We start from the raw sequence: 16,672 nt of genomic DNA, 5'->3' as shown, positions 1-16,672 counted from the left end.
GAATTTAATACATACGGTCATAGCGGTCGAGGCGTAGAAGCAGTCGAATCAGCAGCCACGAGACAGCCGCGGCGATTAAACCAGCGAGTGCAGCTAACCATGTATAGTCTTTCACCAAGAAAATGGCAGCTGAGAGTGTAAAACCACTCACAATAACAGCATAGGTCATTCCCAGCTGAACATTTGTTTGTCGTCGCAGCAGTCGCTCTGTTTCGATAGACCGAACCCGTACCCGCACATCTCCCCGCTCTAGTTTTTCTAGTGTATCTTCCAGCCTGCGAGGTAGTCCTAACGCCGTACTGCTGACTTGAACTGCTTGACGGCTTAATTCATTAAGAAAGCTATTGCCTTCAGAACCATTCATATTAGTCATAAGCTGCATCGCATATGGTTTGGCTACTTCCATAAAGTTAAATTCAGGATCTAACCCCTTACCCACACCTTCGAGAGTTGAGAAAGCTCGCATCACAAAAGTAAAGGTAGCTGGAAATCTAAATGGCTGATTATATGCTATTTCGTACAAATCGTCACTAATAGCAGCTACTGATTGATTTTCAAACGGCTTATCCATAAAATTGTCCAGCATATACTGAACAGAACGCCGTACAGGACCCATGTCCTCTACTGGAGCTAGCGCCCCCAAATCTATCAGAGATTTCACAACGCGATCGCCATCTTTCTGGGCAATACCAAACAAAGTTTCCATTAGCCCTTCACGTATGTTGCTTTTTATACGCCCCATCATGCCGAAATCATAGAAGATTAGCGCACCTTCCGGGCTGACAGCAATATTCCCTGGGTGAGGGTCTGCATGGAAAAAGCCGTTGTTGAGAAGTTGATGCATATAAGCTTCCGCACCTTGACGGGCGATCGCCTTCCGATCTAAACCTGCTGCCTCTATTGCTTCATATTGGCTAATTTTTATACCAGGTAAGTATTCCAGAGTCACAACACGGGACGAGGTGTAACGCCAGTAAACTCGGGGGACTTTCACCCAATCAAAATCACGAAAATTGCGGCGAAAAGTATCGGCATTACGACCTTCGTTGAGATAATCAATTTCTTCCCAAAGGATGCGGCAACATTCCTCATAAATTCCTATCCAATCACGACCTTTTCCCCAGTCGGGGTGGTTTTGGAAGTAGCGAGTAATTCCCTTAAGAATTTGTAAATCTATTTCAAATAATTTCTTAAGACCGGGACGCTGCACTTTGACAACCACAGCTTCTCCAGTGTGCAAAGTAGCTTTATGAACTTGTCCCAAACTAGCCGCAGCTAAAGGAACTGGTTCAAAACTCTCGAAGAGTTCGGGGATTTTTTTGCTTAACTCTTGCTCAATAATTGCTTCTACCTGCTCATAGCTAAAAGCCGGTACTCTATCTTGTAGCTTTGAAAGTTCCTCTACATATTCACTGGGGAATATATCAGAACGGGTAGAAAAAAGTTGCCCAACTTTAATAAAAGTGGGTCCCAAATCTAGGAGGGTATTGCGAATCCATAGTGCTTGAGCCTTTCGTCTTGCTGTTTTCTTGGCTTCAGTGACTCCTCCTGGGTAACTCCAAGATTTGTTGTAACGCCAAAGCTTGAACATGAAAGTCAAGACAAAAGACCAAATGTCCAAAAAGCGCCGTCTGCGAGAGTAATTTTCCCGATTCCAACGGTATGCCTTATCTGAATAACCTTTTTCCATATGTTTTGCTTACCGCTGGTTCTTAACTGAGTCAGTAGGAAGAAAAGACACTCTGATTCCTAAACTATCTTTAATAGGGGAGCAAAAAGGTATTTGCTATGCTAATAGTTTATTTTTATTTGTTAGTCGTTACTGGTTGAGTCTCAACCACTAACCACTAACCACTAATCACTCACCACTAACCATTGGCATTGCTTTGGTTGCGATAGCGCTGCAACTCAGTTCGCAATGTAGCAATTTCTGCTCGCAACTCATCAATTGTGGCTTGTGTGTCAACTGAGGCTGAACTGGTTCTGGGGTATCCTGGAGAGGTCGAAGTTGCACCCGTTGCTTCCGATGCTCGGTTTGCTCGCTCCATGACTTCTTCAGTAAACTCACGCATTTGCTCTTTGGTTTGGGCATCCAACTTACCGAGTTCGCTCAAGGCATCAGTAAGGGCGAATTCTAACTTTTCGCTGACAATCTCAGCAACGGCTCGCCCAACGAAAAATGCTTGCACTAAAGGGTTACTCATAAATTTTTGTTACGCTCATCCGCTAAAAAATTATAACTTGCTCGCTTACCTTGGTGCTTCTGCTTTAGTGGTAGACTTCTGTCAGGAAATCAGCGCTCTTACGAAACAGGGGTTATAAAGGTAGAGCGAGCCATATCCCAACATCACTGAGGATCTGAGGCTCATTGAGTTGTTGAGAGGGGTTGGCAATGCTAGAAGTGGGGCAAGTCTTACAAACACGCTATCAACTTAAAGAGAAATTAGGACAAAATGCGGGTCGTCAAACCTGGCTAGCAGAAGATTTGACAACACAGCCTCCTGAACGGGTTATCGTGAAACTCCTGACATTTGGCGATCGAGTCCAGTGGGAAAGCTTGAAACTCTTTGAGCGAGAAGCTAATATTCTTAAGCAATTGAACCATCCTCAAATTCCGAAATATCGGGACTATTTTTCGATTGACGATCGTCTTCTGTGGTTTTGTCTGGTACAGGATTATATACCCGGTTCATCTTTAAAAGAGTTGCTAACTCAAGGGCAAAAGTTCTCTGAAAAGCAAATTCGCAAAATTGCCACGGATGTCTTAAATATTTTGGTTTATTTGCACGAACTCAGCCCTGCTGTACTTCACCGAGATATTAAACCTAGTAACTTAATTTTAGGGGAAGATAGGCGAATTTATATGGTTGATTTTGGAGCCGTACAAGATCGAGCCATTAGTGAGAGAGCAACTTTTACTGTAATTGGTACCTACGGTTATGCACCAATGGAACAGTTTGGCGGTCGCGCAGTTCCCGCTTCCGATCTTTACGCATTAGGAGCAAGTTTAATTCATTTGCTTACAGGAGTCGCACCAGCTGATTTACCACAACGGAAGATGCGAATTCAGTTTGGCGAGCACGTCAGCGTCAGCCCCCATCTTGTCAGTTGGATTGAAACCCTCACGGAACCGGATGTCGAAGCTAGATTTAGCATGGCTCGTCAAGCTTTAACAGCACTCGATACACCTCTGAATCCTAAAACTCATCTCCCGGTTCACAAGCCACAGAACAGCCGAATTCAGATTAAAAAGTCTTTGCACCAACTCCACATCAAACTTCCCAAGCAACCCATGAGAGCTTTAGATTTTTTTGCCTTAATACTTTGGTTATTTGCGTCTTTTCTATTTGCTCTATTATTTAGTTTTGGCGTAGCTGTTGCTCCATCGATTTGGTTTATTGTCTCACTTGTCTCACTAGGTTACCTAATTCCTCTTCTGACTGAAACAGACATCAGCTTCCAACGCGACTCCTTTACAATTACGTGGAGTGTGTTCGGTAAGCGTTACCGACAAGTTCATGGGAAAACACTAGATATACATAACGTTTATGTCTATATTTATCAAACCAAAGGAGAAAATTCTTCGGAAATTATGAAAATTATTATTGCTGCTAGTGAAAATAAATATAAGTTTGGCAACTTTGATTTTAAATCTGCTGAAACAGAATGTTTGTGGCTAGTTCAAGAAATGAAAAATTGGCTGGGATTGAGGTAAGGATAAAGTATGAAGGATGAAGGATAAAGTATGAAGGATAAGGTATAAGGGAGTAAGGAAAATATTAACCTGTTTTTCATCCTTTATCCTTTACCCTTCTTCACATAGCCTATTTTTTATTCTTGATACTTTATGTTTCATTACTGAGCAACTCTTGATAGTATTGCTCGGGTTCACTAGGTAAGTAGGTGGTCATTTGCAAGACTTGCCCGCTCAATTTGTAGGATTGGGTAATACCGATATGGCTTAAGAAATTTAGGTCGTGGGAAATAACCCAAAGTGTACCTTGATATTCATTGATACCTTCAATCATTTGGTTAACGGTTTCGATATCCAAATTGTTTGTTGGCTCATCTAGTATCAGCAAATCGATTTCTGAGATACTGATAATAGCGATCGCCAATCTTGCTAACTCACCACCACTCAACACGGATGCTGGTTTATTTACATCATCATATTTAAACAGGAAGTGTCCTAACTGTTGCCGCAAAAGCTGATAGCTGAGATTGGGGTTGGCGGCTTGCATATTTTCTAGGATAGTCTGTTTGCGATTGACTATTTCGTAGGTTTGGTCGAGATAAACCGCTTTGGTAGGAGATTTTGTAACGGATAGTCTATCTGTAAGCCTGACAGATAAGTTCTCCGTTACCTCATCCATTGCCAAAGTTGCCAAAATTGCTTTTGCCAGACTTGATTTACCGGAACCATTAGTACCAGCTACAGCTATTCGATCGCCAGAAGAGATATGAAGCTGAATGTTCTCAATTAGCAGCCGTTCCCCCACACAAAGATTTGCACCTTGAATATCAATAATATTTCTGCGTTTTTGACTTCTTTCCTCCAGTTTAATACTTGTTGCCTTTGTTGTTTTTACTTTTGTTTCTGCATATTTCTGAGTTGCCTTCTCTACAGCTGCTTCGTGTTTTTGTTTGGCGATTCCCGCTGTCACCTCTGCTTTTCGTTTCATTGTTCCAGCCACAATTTTAGGAATGCTACCCGCTAGTTGGCGTCCTTGTTTGCGAGATTGGGCTGCCCTTTGCTGTTCTTGTAATGCCGACGATTTGGCACGTTTGAGTTCTTTTCTTGCCACTTCATGCGATCGTAATGCGGCTTCTGACTCTATCTCTTTTTGCTCTCGATATAGAGAAAAATTTCCTCCATAAATTTTGACGCCCTCTGGTGTGAGTTGCCAAGTTGTGTCTGTCACCTGGTCTAGAAAAAATGGCTTGTGGGAAACAATGACAAATGACCCATAAAAATTATTCAAAAAGTCTTTCAAGCTTTCTAAAGCCATCAAATCCAAGTGATTTGTCGGTTCATCTAGCAATAGTAACTTTGGCTGTCGGGATAAACCAATAGCTAAGAAGAGCTTTGTAAGTTCGCCACCACTTAAATTAAAGAGTGGTAGAGATAAGTCAAGCACGGTGTGGAATTGAGTTTCCAAAATTGTTTCAATATTCCACCATTCTTCAGAACTAGAAGTCAGAATATCGAGAACTGTTTCTGTTCTGATTTCCCGTCTAATGTTGCTGATTTGAGGTAAATAGTAAATCGTGCTATGACCCATGACAGAACCTGTTGTGGGGGTGAGTTGACCCGCCAAAATCTTTAGCAGAGTTGATTTACCAACCCCATTAGAACCAACCAAAGCAATGCGTGCTCCCTCTTCAATGCTGAGATGAACACCCTTAAACAAAGCCCTGGTTGCGCTGAGTTCATAGCCCAAATTTTCGGCTATCAATATTGATTTTTTCTGCATTATTTTCAAACCTTAGTAAAGCTGTGCAGCGCATACTTGCCCAATGCGTGTTATGAAGGGCATGAGTCGTGCAGTTGAGTGAGCAAATTTAGCCGCAGAGAATAACAAGGCGGCTTGTAGTAAAAATTGTCGTGACAAATCCTTAGCTCATGGCTGCTTTATATATAGATATGCGGATTATTTTTTTCAGTGAATACTTTCTTGTGGAGTGGAGTTTTTAATTGTCTATGGGCTATGACGGGCGTCTCGCCCGTCCCACAAGATATGAGAGACAAGTCTTATAAGAGATAAGAGTCAAGTCCCACAAGATATGAGAGACAAGTCTTATAAGAGATAAGAGTCAAGTCCCACAAGATATGAGAGCCAAGTCTTATAAGAGATAAGAGTCAAGTCCCACAAGATATGAGAGCCAAGAGATTTATTTGTCAGTCACTGTTGCTTTTAGGCAACTGTCTTTTGCTACTACTTCATTTCAGCTATATGAGGCGTTTTGAGGTTTGATTCTAGCTACACTATAGTAGCACAGGATTCCGGAAGCGCGATTACAAATGCTGGCAATTGCTTCAGGGGCTTGATGTTAGTCCCAGTTTTTGCAGGATGAGGGAGGAACAAGGGCTGACTAGGATGGGAGAAAATAGAAAGCAACACTTTAATGAGAAAGACTATGTTAACAACGCAAGTCAGCGATTATTTCAATTTTCTCTCTCCTGATGATATTCGGCTCAAGTCCCATTTATCCCAATCAAATTAGACGGAGAGGATAGTGTTGAGTCAAAAACTCCTCAGCCTGAGCGCGATCGCAAATCACTCCATCTAAGGTTGCGGCTAGCAAATCATCAAGCATTTGTCGAAACTGGGGTCCTGGTTTGTAGCCCAATTTTTTCAGGTCATTCCCATTAAGAATTGGCTGAACTCCTGACCAAACTGTTAAATATTTCCAAATTTTTTGTCTTAGCGATCGCGGGCTTTGAACTGCAATTAAAATCAGCATTGGTAAATCGTACTGCCGTAACAATTGCACGACTTTACTAGGATATATTTCCGCCTTTTCCCTGTTTGCTTGCACAGAGGGGTTGGGGGTGAGGGTCTTGACATTTTCCTGCGCCCGCGCTACGTTATCCAACCTGTTAATACTGTCATCAGGCAATTGCAGGTTTTTTGCAACTTGTCCGCGATATTCTGGTGCTAAGTGGGCAATTAAGGTTTCCAAACGCATTTGCCAGTGAATGATGAGAGTTTGTTCGGGATCGTACCGCCGCAAGCACCGCTCTAGAACGCGTAATTGCCGTAAGAGTTCCTCATTTAAATTGAGGGTAGGATGAATGCACTGCAATGCCCCTAAATCCTCTAGCAACAGCAATGCCGATTTCCAATAGGGAGCTTCTAAGATATGCTTTAGTTCTGCCTTAAGCCTGGTTTGCAGTGCTGGTGCTCTGCCATTCTCTCGGGTGGTACGGTCATAAACACCACTGTTGATAGCGTAGCGGATATACTCCTCTGTTTGGGGTTCCAAGTGAAATCCCAATCTGACAGCAAAGCGCACGCCGCGATAAATGCGGGTGGGATCTTCAATAAAACTGTTAGCGTGTAATACCCGAATTTGCTTTGCCTTTAAGTCGAGCATTCCACCAAAGAAATCAAGTAATTCACCAGCGCGGGGAGGTGTCAGCCGCAATGCCATTGCGTTGATTGTAAAATCGCGGCGATACAAATCTTGACGAATTGAACTTGCCTCAACTTCTGGATTCGCTGCTGGATACGGGTAGAATTCTGTTCTAGAAGTGGCAATATCAACCCACAGTGAATCTAATTCTGGGTCTTTACGCCACAATAAAGCTGCTGTTTGAAAAGCCCCGTGAATTTCTAAGCGTGCTGTTGTGTAAATTTCCTGAAGCGCTCTTGCCAATTCTACACCGGCACCCACATCAGCTGCTTTATGAAAGCCATCAACCACTAAATCGATATCTTTAATTAGCAGAGTTCCGGCGGCTTCTTCTGCTAAAAGTAAATCCCGTACTGCGCCTCCAACGATGTAAAGATGCCAACCCCGTTTTTCTGCCTCTGTTGATGCTTTAGCTAACAATTGCCAGAGTTGAGGAGCTAGTCGCAATTTTAATTCTTCCAAGGTAGGAAATTTCAGATTCCTTTCTCCTCTGCTTGCCCTTTCCCCGACTGCTCCTCTCCCATGCTCCTCTTGGTGCAATTCTCGCAATACATCAGTACGGGTGACAATTCCTACCAACTGCCCGTGTTCTAAAACTGGCAGTCGTCCAATATCGTAGGTCACCATCAATGCCTCAATTTCAGGCAATGTGGTATCTGGAGTCATTGTCCTCATATTTATTGTCATGTAACCCTTAACAGGAGCATGACTAAAGCCGGATATGAATCATTACACTTTTAATCCGATCATCTTTCTGCCAACCCATCAACAGCAAAAGGTACTGGTCGTGTACCTCATCAAAAGCTAAAGCACTTTCAGTTGTAGAACTCAATTTTTCATTAAGTTGATAGTATTCTGTTAAAACTTCCTGGACGATTTTCCGATAATGTTTTAATCTATCCATTGCACAATTACCTCACTTTCCGCATCAACGATTAACAACTTAACTATATTGATGTTTCATTGCAGAAGCGCGAGCTAAAGTCAGCCAGTCAGCCGCTCAAGGTTCTGCTAGTTATGTCCAGTCCTACTGACTTAGTTCCATTAGATCCTGCTGGGGAAGAAAACACGATCTGTGAAGCACTGGCAAAACATATGAAGAAAAACTTAACAGCAAATTTTACAGCAGGGAGAAGCGATCGCTGATAGTAGCCCAAAACATATGGAGTTGCTATTATCAGGCTTAGTGGTTGAGCGCCAGGGTTAGATCAAAGTATATAACTACATTTATGAAACCGTATTTAACAAAAGCTTAGTAAATTGTAAACTTCGACAATGGATTGTGTTTTACTATGTAAGTAGTTTTACGGGAGCATACAAATGGGTCTCTGGAAGCGCTTGCGGGAAGTATTTTCAATAGAAGAGAGCGTAAAAACGACCGCTGAGGCTAGTAAAGCGGTTCTAGAGGCAGTAAAAACCTTTAAAGAGCAGGGTAGCAGTATAGAGTTATTGAAGCCTGTATTGCAAAATTCCTCTTCATTATTAGATGTCTTGTGTTCGCCCCTAGCACAAGTCGTGGGTGCGGGGTTACCGTTTGTATCTGTTGGCATAGCTTTGTTAAATGGTTATCGTCAATTGACTGAGAAAGATCCTTCTTTAGAAGACTGTGTATTTATAGTGAGTCAAGCGGCTTATTTAGAAAGCCTCAGCAAAATTTTCTCTTTCTATCCAGACCTTAATTGGGATAATCGTGAAAATATTTCTGAAGTTAATGAAGAAGTCAGAAAATTTATTCGCCAAGAACTCAATAATTTTGAATTAGATTATGATAGCGCTAGATATGCAGTTGTTTGTTTCCACGATTCGCAATTATCAGAAAAATTTAATAAAATTTTATCACAACGCTTAACAGTTTTAAAAAATCTACAAATTATTGATATTTTAACAGAACGAGTTGCTTGGAATACTCACCGCTATTTGATGAAAGCTTGGATACAGTCAGATGAGACTATCAAAAAAGTCGTTCAGCCTAGTCTTGGTGATTGGCTTAAAGAAGAGGAAAGACTTGTTAGTATTGATAACTACTTGGAAGAAATTAAGCAGAAACCTTTAGAAAAGGTCTTTACTGAAAATTTCTCTTATAGAGATATTTATGTATCCTTGGAAGAAAAACCCGTCAAGGAAAATGGACAGAGGGACGATGATGCATCACCTGTTTTGTTGGAGAAATGGGCGTGGGAAATGCTTACAGACACAGAGCCAAACCGACAGAAGAAAGTGCTGTTTATTCAAGGTGGACCGGGACGGGGTAAAAGCGTATTTTGTCGGATGTTTGCAGACTGGGTGCGGCGGTATTTGCATCCTGTTTGGACACCTATTTTGATTCGCTTGCGGGATATTGACCATTTTGAATCCCGGTTAGAAAGTACTTTAAAAGCAGAACTAAAATATAGTTTTATTCAAAATGACCCCAATTGGCTAACAAATAGGAATACCCGGTTTTTGTTTTTACTTGATGGCTTTGACGAGCTACAGATTGAAGCAAGAAACAATTTTAATTTAAAAGCATTTCTCGACCAAGTCGAAGGGTTTCAGAAGGAGTGCAATGATTCTAAAGAGATGGGTCATAGAGTATTAATCACTGGTAGACCCATGTCTTTACAAGGTATCTATGAATTGCCCCGCATTTTTGAATGAGTAGAAATTATCGAACTCGATCGAGAACTCCAAAAAGAATGGGTCAAAAAATGGGAAGCACTATCAACAAACCAAGGACAACCTACAAATTTCCAACAGTTTTTGGAAGTTTTACAGAAAGATGACTGCCCGGATTCATTAAAGGAAGTAAAGAAATTGGCTGAAGAGCCTCTCTTACTCTATTTATTGGCGGTTATGCATCGAGAGGGCAAGTTAGCAATTGAAGAATTTGAAAAGATCTCTGCGCGATCGGCAAAAATAGTCATTTATCAAAAGGCTTTAGAATTGGTCTTAGACAAACAACGTTCTACTCAGGATGACAGTACTAATCTTAATCCTAAGATAACTAAACTCAAACCTAAAGATTTAAGACGTATTCTGACAGAAGCCGCTTTATGTGTTGCTCAATCAGGTGGCGAACTGGCTTTAATGTCAATGCTTGAAGGGCGTTTACAAGATGATCCTGTGAAAAAAGCTCTAGAAACAGCTAAAAAAGAAGCTGGTGAAGAAGCTTTAAAAAATGCTTTGGCTGCTTTTTATATTCGTCCTGCAAGTAATCAAGAAGGTGGCATTGAATTTTATCATAAGAGTTTTAGTGAATTCTTGTTTGCCGAGCGTTTGAAAGCTAGCCTAAAAGCCTGGACACAATACAAAGAATCTGATGAAGATGAAGACGAAGAAAAAGAACCTATGATTCCCATAGCTCAGATCGATTGGGAAATTTATGACCTACTGGGTTTTGGTAAACTAACACCAGAAATTATGGAATACCTCATGGGGTTGCTTATTGAGAGTAAAAACTTTGATTGGGAGACGCTATTTACGCGCTTAAATAATTTTTATAATAACTGGTTCAAAGGCAAATTTATTGACTCTGGTACAGAAACTTTACCTCAGAAAAAAGTGCAACAACTGAAAGAATATAACATTCAAATAGGTCAGCGACAGGTTGACGTTTATGTAGGTTTAAATGTCATGATTTTGCTCTTTGAGTTGCATCGTTATGGTCAGGAACAAGATGACGACGAGCTCAAACAAAAAATCCAATTCTTCCCACTAGGGAAACCGGGTACAAAGAATGAAGACAAATTTCGACTATCTTCTATCATAGGTTACAGTCAGTGCCTTAAAGCTGAAGATTTTGGATCTGTAGTTGGTCGATTTCTTAGAGGGGCTAACCTCAGAAGCGCTAACCTTTATGGCACTGTCCTCACTGGCGCTGACCTTGATGGCGCTGACCTCGGTGGCGCTGACCTCGATGGCGCTTACCTCGATAGTGCTGACCTCACTGGCGCTAACCTCAGAGGCACTTACCTCAGAGGCGCTTACCTTGATAACGCTGATCTTGATGGCGCTGACCTCACTGGCGCTAACCTCATAGGCACTTACCTCATAGGCGCTAATCTCTCTAGCACTGACCTCACTGGCGCTGACCTCACTGGCGCTGACCTCGATAGCGCTAACCTCACTGGCGCTGACCTCACTGGCGCTAACCTCAACGGCGCTAACCTCAACGGCGCTAACCTGAGACAAACTCAAATTATTGAAACAACAAAAATTGATCAAAAATGGTCTTTAGTTTGGCAAATTGTTAATCAAGGAGCAATACAAAATCTCAGCAGCGCAGACCTCAGTGATGCAGACCTCAGCAGCGCAGACCTCAGTGGTGCAGACCTCAGCAGCGCAGACCTCAGTGGTGCAGACCTCAGCAGTGCAGACCTCAGTGGTGCAGACCTCAGTGGTGCTGACCTCAGTGGTGCTGACCTTTATGAAACTATCCTCATTAGTGAAGATAGAGGAGATATTATTTGGGATGAGAATACAAAATGGGATGGTGTCAGGGGCTTAGAAAATACTACTCTGCCTAAAGCCTTAAAGCAGCAGTTGGGGCTTCCTTAGAGGAAATAAAAGCGTTTTAACTCTATTCTAAGAAACAGAAATGTTTCTTTACATTCATTGGTAATGCCATACGGACTACCTCTTCTGCACACTTGAGAAAACCAGTCCAAATATTTGTTACGGCAGTAGGATTTAATAAATTTGTTAGCCAAAGGTGATAATATCTGCTGAAATGCTTTTTGTGGGAACATACAGCAGATTGCAACGCGGAGGAGGTACAGATTGCTGTAAGGGCTCTCAACCGTTCGCCCCTACTGATATACTTCCTACGAGCTACCGAACCTCCTTATAACGTCCAGATCCCAAGCGAACAGTAAAGCTATGCAAGCAAAACTTTTGGAACAACTTTCCTCCGCTGATGCCGAAGCCATCTTGGAACGCTTACCTGAGAGAATTCGATCTGCCCTAATTGCTCGTGCTGCTGAAATAGAGTATCCCGTTGAAGCAGTTATTGAGATGGCGATCGCCAGCTTTCTCGACACAGAGGCATGATAGTTTTGCAGATTGTAAACCAGGACGGGGACAATAAGACTGTAATGCATTGCCATTGTCGCCGCCTCAACGGCAATTCTGTAGCAGCGCAACAGGAAAGTCTGCTGCTTCAACCCTAATATAAGTAATAGTATACGCGCTAGTGCCCATAGTTTGCTTGAAACCTTAGCAGACGTAGTATCAGATAGTTCTAGCGAACTGCAAACCTAAACGCTCCAAATCCAAACAAGCCATTTTTCAGAAACTCCTAACAAATAGATTACCTCAGAATGTGGGGTGGGCATCCTTGCCCGTCCAGTTTATAGCACGGGTTACAGCATCGGTACAAAAATCATAAAAACCTAGTTTTTTGTAGAGACGAGCCATGGCGCGTCTCTATTTTTGCCTGGGGTCAGTCAGAGGGCAGAAATTTTACAAGGTTTATCGATAAAAAATGACCGCACTGTGTTATTGCAGTTTTTTTAATCCCGACAAAAATTGTCGGATATGTTTGACGGGTATTTTTGCTCGTGTTACTATCAAAACCACAGTAGACGGATACCCAGGAAAAGCGGACATATGACACAGGCGACAACCACCCATACCCAAACAAGCGCCGGCACTTTCAAATCCTTAAAATGTAAGGAATGTGGTGCGGAATACGAACTCAAAGCTCTCCACGTATGCGAGTTCTGTTTTGGTCCATTGGAAGTAACCTATGACTACAGTTCACTGCGCTCTAGGGTTACCCGTGAAACAATTCAAGCAGGACCAAATTCCATGTGGCGCTACCGTCACTTTTTGCCTGTCGAAAGCGAAAACCCAATTGATGTGGGAACAGGTATGACTCCATTGGTTCGTTCCCATCGCTTGGCACGTCGCTTGGGTCTGAATAAACTGTATATCAAAAATGATGCCGTCCATATGCCCACTCTCAGCTTCAAAGATAGAGTGGTGTCAGTCGCCCTGACTCGGGCACGGGAATTAGGTTTCTCTACTGTTTCTTGCGCGAGTACCGGTAACTTAGCAAATTCTACTGCTGCGATCGCCGCCCACGCCGGTTTGGATTGCTGCGTGTTCATTCCCGCTGACTTGGAAGCAGGAAAAGTTTTGGGTAGCCTGATTTACAGCCCAACCCTCATGGCTGTTAAAGGCAATTACGACCAAGTCAACCGTCTCTGTTCCGAAGTAGCCAATACACATGGATGGGGATTTGTCAATATCAACTTGCGTCCCTACTACTCGGAAGGTTCTAAGACCCTAGGTTTTGAAGTGGCAGAACAACTGGGTTGGGAATTACCCGACCATATCGTTGCACCTCTGGCATCTGGTTCGCTATATACAAAAATTTACAAAGGCTTCCAAGAATTTGTGGAACTGGGTTTGGTGGAAGCTAAGAGTGTTAGGTTTAGCGGCGCACAAGCAGAAGGATGTTCGCCAATCGCTCAAGCATATAGAGAAGGACGCGACTTTATCAAGCCAGTAAAACCAAATACAATTGCTAAATCCATTGCGATCGGCAATCCTGCAGATGGTGTTTATGCTTTAGATATAGCGAAGAAAACAGGTGGTAATATTGAGACTGTAACAGATACCGAAATCATCGAAGGCATCAAGCTGCTTGCTGAGACAGAAGGTATCTTTACCGAGACTGCTGGAGGTACAACCGTTGCCGTGCTGAAAAAATTGGTAGAAGCTGGCAAGATTGACCCAGACGAAACAACCGTGGTCTACATTACCGGAAATGGTTTGAAGACCCAAGAAGCCGTACAAGGCTACATTGGCGAACCGTTGACCATTGAAGCGAAGCTCGACAGCTTTGAAAGAGCACTAGAGCGTTCCCACACCCTCGACCGCCTGGAATGGCAGCAAGTTCTCGTATAAAGGATAAAGTATGAAGGATAAAGGGTAAAGTATGAAAACCGAGTACTTTCCACCTTAGACTTCATACTTCACACTTCATACTTCATACTTCATACTTTCTACACCTATGTCTGTAACAGTTTTAGTTCCTACCGCCCTTCAGAAATTCACAAACAACCAAGCTACCTTACAGTGTAAAGGCAATACCATTTCCGAGTTGTTCGAGTCTCTAGAACAGCACTGCCCTGGTATAAAATCGCGCTTATGTGACGAAAGCGGACAACCACGGCGGTTTCTGAATCTATATGTTAACAGCGAAGACATCCGCTTTTTGGACGGGACGGCAACACCATTAAAAGATGGTGACGAAGTGAGTATTGTCCCTGCTGTAGCTGGTGGCTAATTGCTAATTGTTAATTGTCATTTGGTTTCGTTCTTCAACTCAAGCTACACATTATCAATTGATTAACGATATTTCAAGTTTTAGAAACCGGGATTTGCAAAGAAACCCGGTTTCTCATTTTTGTTTATCCGACTGTTTACAAATCAATACGGTTAACATAAGACCATAACCCGAGCGGGACAACATTGTACAGACGCGCCATGACGCATCTGTACATACGTAATTTTTTACGCATCAACCTTAACTGAACCGTATTGATTTATATATTTCCTCAAAATAAGCTATTATATAGCAGACGCTATAGCCAATACGACAACACTCAATCTAACTACAGCGTACAAGAACTTTTTTGAAGGCAGGGCAGGCTTCCCTCGGTTCAAATTTAAGCACGGCAAGCAGTCTATTCAATATCCTCAAAACGTCAAAGTTCTTGACGATATTGTCAAGCTTCCAGGAAACATTGGAGAGGTTGAAGCTAAAATTCATCGTCCAATCGAAGGGAAGATAAAGACTGTCACTGTGAGCAAAACTTCATCAGGGAAATATTTTGCATCCATCTTGACTTCTGTAGAGGGTGAAAATCCTTCTATTACATACGGGAAAATTTATGGAGTTGATTTAGGGTTGAAGCACTTTGCTGTTATTGCAGATGGCAAAAAGGTTTCCAAATACGACAACCCTAAACATCTTGCACTGCATGAAAAGAACCTAAAACGCAAACAAAAGAAATTAGCGCGTAAACAAAAGGAGCCATCTAATAGCATGACGATAAAGAGGGATGGTGATAGTACACATTGAGCCATTCCTCTAAAGCATTGCTCATACTGTTGATTACGTCAGATGTGAGGGGAGTATGCAGAATGTTTTCACTCCACTGAGCCAATGAAAGCAACAAAGTTCGTTTGACTCTACCGAGGTGGCGAGAAACTGTGTATTGTTTGACTCCTCGCTCTTGAGCTATTTGTTGCTGGGTTAATCTTTGCCTGTAGTAAGCTTGCAGAAGCGCTTGGTCTTCGGTGTCTAATTTTGCCAGTGCATCTTTTAAAACGGTATTGATTTCAATATTTCGCGTTGCTATTGATTCTGCTTCTTCTTGGACAATTATTTCATTTAAAGCGGATTCCTGAGAATTTCCCGTTAGACGGTCGAAAAATTCCCCTGTTTCTTGTCCGGGTATAGGAGTATCAATTGAAACTAAGGTGGGATATTGGAAAGAACGTACCGCTGTCGCACAAGCAAGTAACCAGCTTTCCAAAAGTTCTGGAGTACACGCTGGACTAGAAAAACTCAGCCGGCTCAGACGTTCACGATTGTAAAGCTGTGCGATCGCCTGTAAAGTCGCGTTATCTGGTTTGTCCAACTTGTAAGCAGTGGCAGTATTATCGGGTGCATAGAGTTGGACAAAACAATTCCAAGCGAGAACGTAACGAGCAATAGTTTGTTCATTATACCCTGCCTGTTGGAGAGATTTCACCAGACGCTTTTGGCTGAGTTTGTGCAGTAAGCCCCAGTCGCTACAAATATCAGTCTCTTGGTGCTTGCGTAACAGGTCTTTAATTAGGTTCTTAAAAGCATATTCAGCATACACTTTCAAATTTGAACTGAACTGCGGGTTAAAACCTTTGAGAACTTTGTCGATATGAGAGATTGCAGTTTGGAAGAAATCTGCAACAGAATGTTGGCTCGACACATTCATCTTTATTTTTTTAGCCACCCAATAGCAAACTTCCTGCAAGTAGGCTGTTAGATGAGCAGTGGCAAGAGAACTTGCTTGAAGAAGCCAGATGCGATGCCAATAGATTGCCCAATAGGTTTCGGACGCTTGTTGAGAAGATTGCTCTAAACAGTTCTGCATACTGCGTCGCAACTTGGGAACACTAACCCAACGACTGAAAGCATCTCTATCAAATTGCAGAAATGTGGAAAATATCTCTATTATACCTTGCCTTGAATGCATGAAATTTTTGATATTGCAAAAATAGCAAATGATTTTAGACCAATCCTCACTGTCGCCACTTTATTGGGCGTGGAAAATTGGCACCATATCTATTATGGAGATTAAATATCTATATGGTTGAAATCGCTCAAAGTTGGAGCGCAAAATAATCTAACAATTTTATGTTCCATGATGAAATTTGCATAAAAAATGTGGATAGTCGTATATAGAGACTGTAAGTTGAAATACACTTACTCTCTGTTAATTTTTACTTCCAATTCTCGCAAGTTTTTTCTTGTATATAAATTTACATTTATAGGAATAAA

11 protein-coding genes and 3 pseudogenes are annotated in these 16,672 nt (G+C 42.1%); 8 read left to right on the top strand and 6 right to left on the bottom strand.

Translation table 11 applies throughout. The features are described 5' to 3' along the window. Window positions 1-4: 4 nt before the first annotated feature. Window positions 5-1,690 (bottom strand): ABC1 kinase family protein, encoded by a 1,686-nt coding sequence (locus ACYRY3_RS21865; RefSeq protein WP_460203738.1) that lies wholly within the window; start codon window positions 1,688-1,690, stop codon window positions 5-7. A gap of 178 nt (window positions 1,691-1,868) precedes the next feature. After that, on the bottom strand, window positions 1,869-2,204 hold the full coding sequence (locus tag ACYRY3_RS21860) for a DUF6825 family protein (protein ID WP_460203737.1): 336 nt from the start codon (window positions 2,202-2,204) through the stop codon (window positions 1,869-1,871). A 188-nt stretch (window positions 2,205-2,392) separates the two neighbouring features. On the opposite strand from ACYRY3_RS21860, the gene ACYRY3_RS21855 reads away from it, so the two are divergent. After that, window positions 2,393-3,715 carry a serine/threonine protein kinase gene (locus ACYRY3_RS21855; protein ID WP_460203736.1) on the top strand — a complete coding sequence of 441 codons (1,323 nt, stop codon included), beginning with the start codon at window positions 2,393-2,395 and terminating at the stop codon, window positions 3,713-3,715. 130 nt (window positions 3,716-3,845) lie between these two features. Here the strand turns inward: ACYRY3_RS21855 and abc-f are convergent, their stop codons facing one another. From abc-f to ACYRY3_RS21840, 3 genes and pseudogenes are all read right to left on the bottom strand, one after another. After that, window positions 3,846-5,474 carry a ribosomal protection-like ABC-F family protein gene (abc-f, locus tag ACYRY3_RS21850; RefSeq protein ID WP_460203735.1) on the bottom strand — a complete coding sequence of 543 codons (1,629 nt, stop codon included), beginning with the start codon at window positions 5,472-5,474 and terminating at the stop codon, window positions 3,846-3,848. A gap of 742 nt (window positions 5,475-6,216) precedes the next feature. After that, window positions 6,217-7,854, bottom strand: a pseudogene (locus ACYRY3_RS21845) (CBS domain-containing protein); the annotation flags it as partial. Further along, window positions 7,847-8,041, bottom strand: coding sequence for an element excision factor XisI family protein (locus ACYRY3_RS21840; RefSeq protein ID WP_460203734.1), 195 nt, complete (start codon window positions 8,039-8,041; stop codon window positions 7,847-7,849). The pseudogene ACYRY3_RS21845 and the gene ACYRY3_RS21840, both read right to left, overlap by 8 nt. Window positions 8,042-8,100: 59 nt before the next feature. On the opposite strand from ACYRY3_RS21840, the gene ACYRY3_RS21835 reads away from it, so the two are divergent. The 7 genes and pseudogenes from ACYRY3_RS21835 to ACYRY3_RS21805 form a co-directional block, all read left to right on the top strand. Further along, window positions 8,101-8,283 (top strand): hypothetical protein, encoded by a 183-nt coding sequence (locus tag ACYRY3_RS21835; protein ID WP_460203733.1) that lies wholly within the window; start codon window positions 8,101-8,103, stop codon window positions 8,281-8,283. 174 nt (window positions 8,284-8,457) lie between these two features. After that, entirely contained in the window at window positions 8,458-9,774 is a 1,317-nt protein-coding gene (locus ACYRY3_RS21830) for an NACHT domain-containing protein (RefSeq protein WP_460203732.1), read from the top strand. Window positions 9,775-9,930: 156 nt separating this feature from the next. Next, entirely contained in the window at window positions 9,931-11,673 is a 1,743-nt protein-coding gene (locus ACYRY3_RS21825; RefSeq protein ID WP_460203731.1) for a pentapeptide repeat-containing protein, read from the top strand. A 321-nt stretch (window positions 11,674-11,994) separates the two neighbouring features. Beyond that, a pseudogene (locus ACYRY3_RS21820) lies at window positions 11,995-12,202 on the top strand (hypothetical protein). Window positions 12,203-12,723: 521 nt separating this feature from the next. Beyond that, window positions 12,724-14,028 (top strand): threonine synthase, encoded by a 1,305-nt coding sequence (thrC, locus tag ACYRY3_RS21815; RefSeq protein WP_460203730.1) that lies wholly within the window; start codon window positions 12,724-12,726, stop codon window positions 14,026-14,028. Window positions 14,029-14,134: 106 nt separating this feature from the next. Continuing rightward, window positions 14,135-14,410 carry a MoaD/ThiS family protein gene (locus ACYRY3_RS21810; RefSeq protein WP_460203729.1) on the top strand — a complete coding sequence of 92 codons (276 nt, stop codon included), beginning with the start codon at window positions 14,135-14,137 and terminating at the stop codon, window positions 14,408-14,410. Window positions 14,411-14,710: 300 nt separating this feature from the next. Next, window positions 14,711-15,157: pseudogene (locus tag ACYRY3_RS21805) on the top strand (RNA-guided endonuclease InsQ/TnpB family protein); the annotation flags it as partial. Between the two features lie 7 nt (window positions 15,158-15,164). Here the strand turns inward: ACYRY3_RS21805 and ACYRY3_RS21800 are convergent. Then, a complete protein-coding gene (locus ACYRY3_RS21800; protein WP_460203728.1) occupies window positions 15,165-16,367 on the bottom strand; it encodes a sigma-70 family RNA polymerase sigma factor in 1,203 nt (400 codons plus the stop codon). Window positions 16,368-16,672: the final 305 nt, after the last annotated feature.

This window comes from Scytonema sp. NUACC21, assembly GCF_054684315.1.
The sequence above is the reverse complement of the archived record's forward strand: the minus strand, read 5'-3'. Positions and strand labels throughout refer to the sequence as shown.

Excerpts from the sequence above, each read along its gene's own strand:
- ACYRY3_RS21865 (WP_460203738.1), bottom strand. The coding sequence starts at position 1,690 with ATGGAAAAAGGTTATTCAGATAAGGCATACCGTTGGAATCGGGAAAAT.
- abc-f (WP_460203735.1), bottom strand. The coding sequence starts at position 5,474 with ATGCAGAAAAAATCAATATTGATAGCCGAAAATTTGGGCTATGAACTC.
- ACYRY3_RS21810 (WP_460203729.1), top strand. The coding sequence starts at position 14,135 with ATGTCTGTAACAGTTTTAGTTCCTACCGCCCTTCAGAAATTCACAAAC.
- thrC (WP_460203730.1), top strand. The coding sequence starts at position 12,724 with ATGACACAGGCGACAACCACCCATACCCAAACAAGCGCCGGCACTTTC.
- ACYRY3_RS21860 (WP_460203737.1), bottom strand. The coding sequence starts at position 2,204 with ATGAGTAACCCTTTAGTGCAAGCATTTTTCGTTGGGCGAGCCGTTGCT.
- ACYRY3_RS21840 (WP_460203734.1), bottom strand. The coding sequence starts at position 8,041 with ATGGATAGATTAAAACATTATCGGAAAATCGTCCAGGAAGTTTTAACA.
- ACYRY3_RS21800 (WP_460203728.1), bottom strand. The coding sequence starts at position 16,367 with ATGCATTCAAGGCAAGGTATAATAGAGATATTTTCCACATTTCTGCAA.
- ACYRY3_RS21855 (WP_460203736.1), top strand. The coding sequence starts at position 2,393 with ATGCTAGAAGTGGGGCAAGTCTTACAAACACGCTATCAACTTAAAGAG.
- ACYRY3_RS21830 (WP_460203732.1), top strand. The coding sequence starts at position 8,458 with ATGGGTCTCTGGAAGCGCTTGCGGGAAGTATTTTCAATAGAAGAGAGC.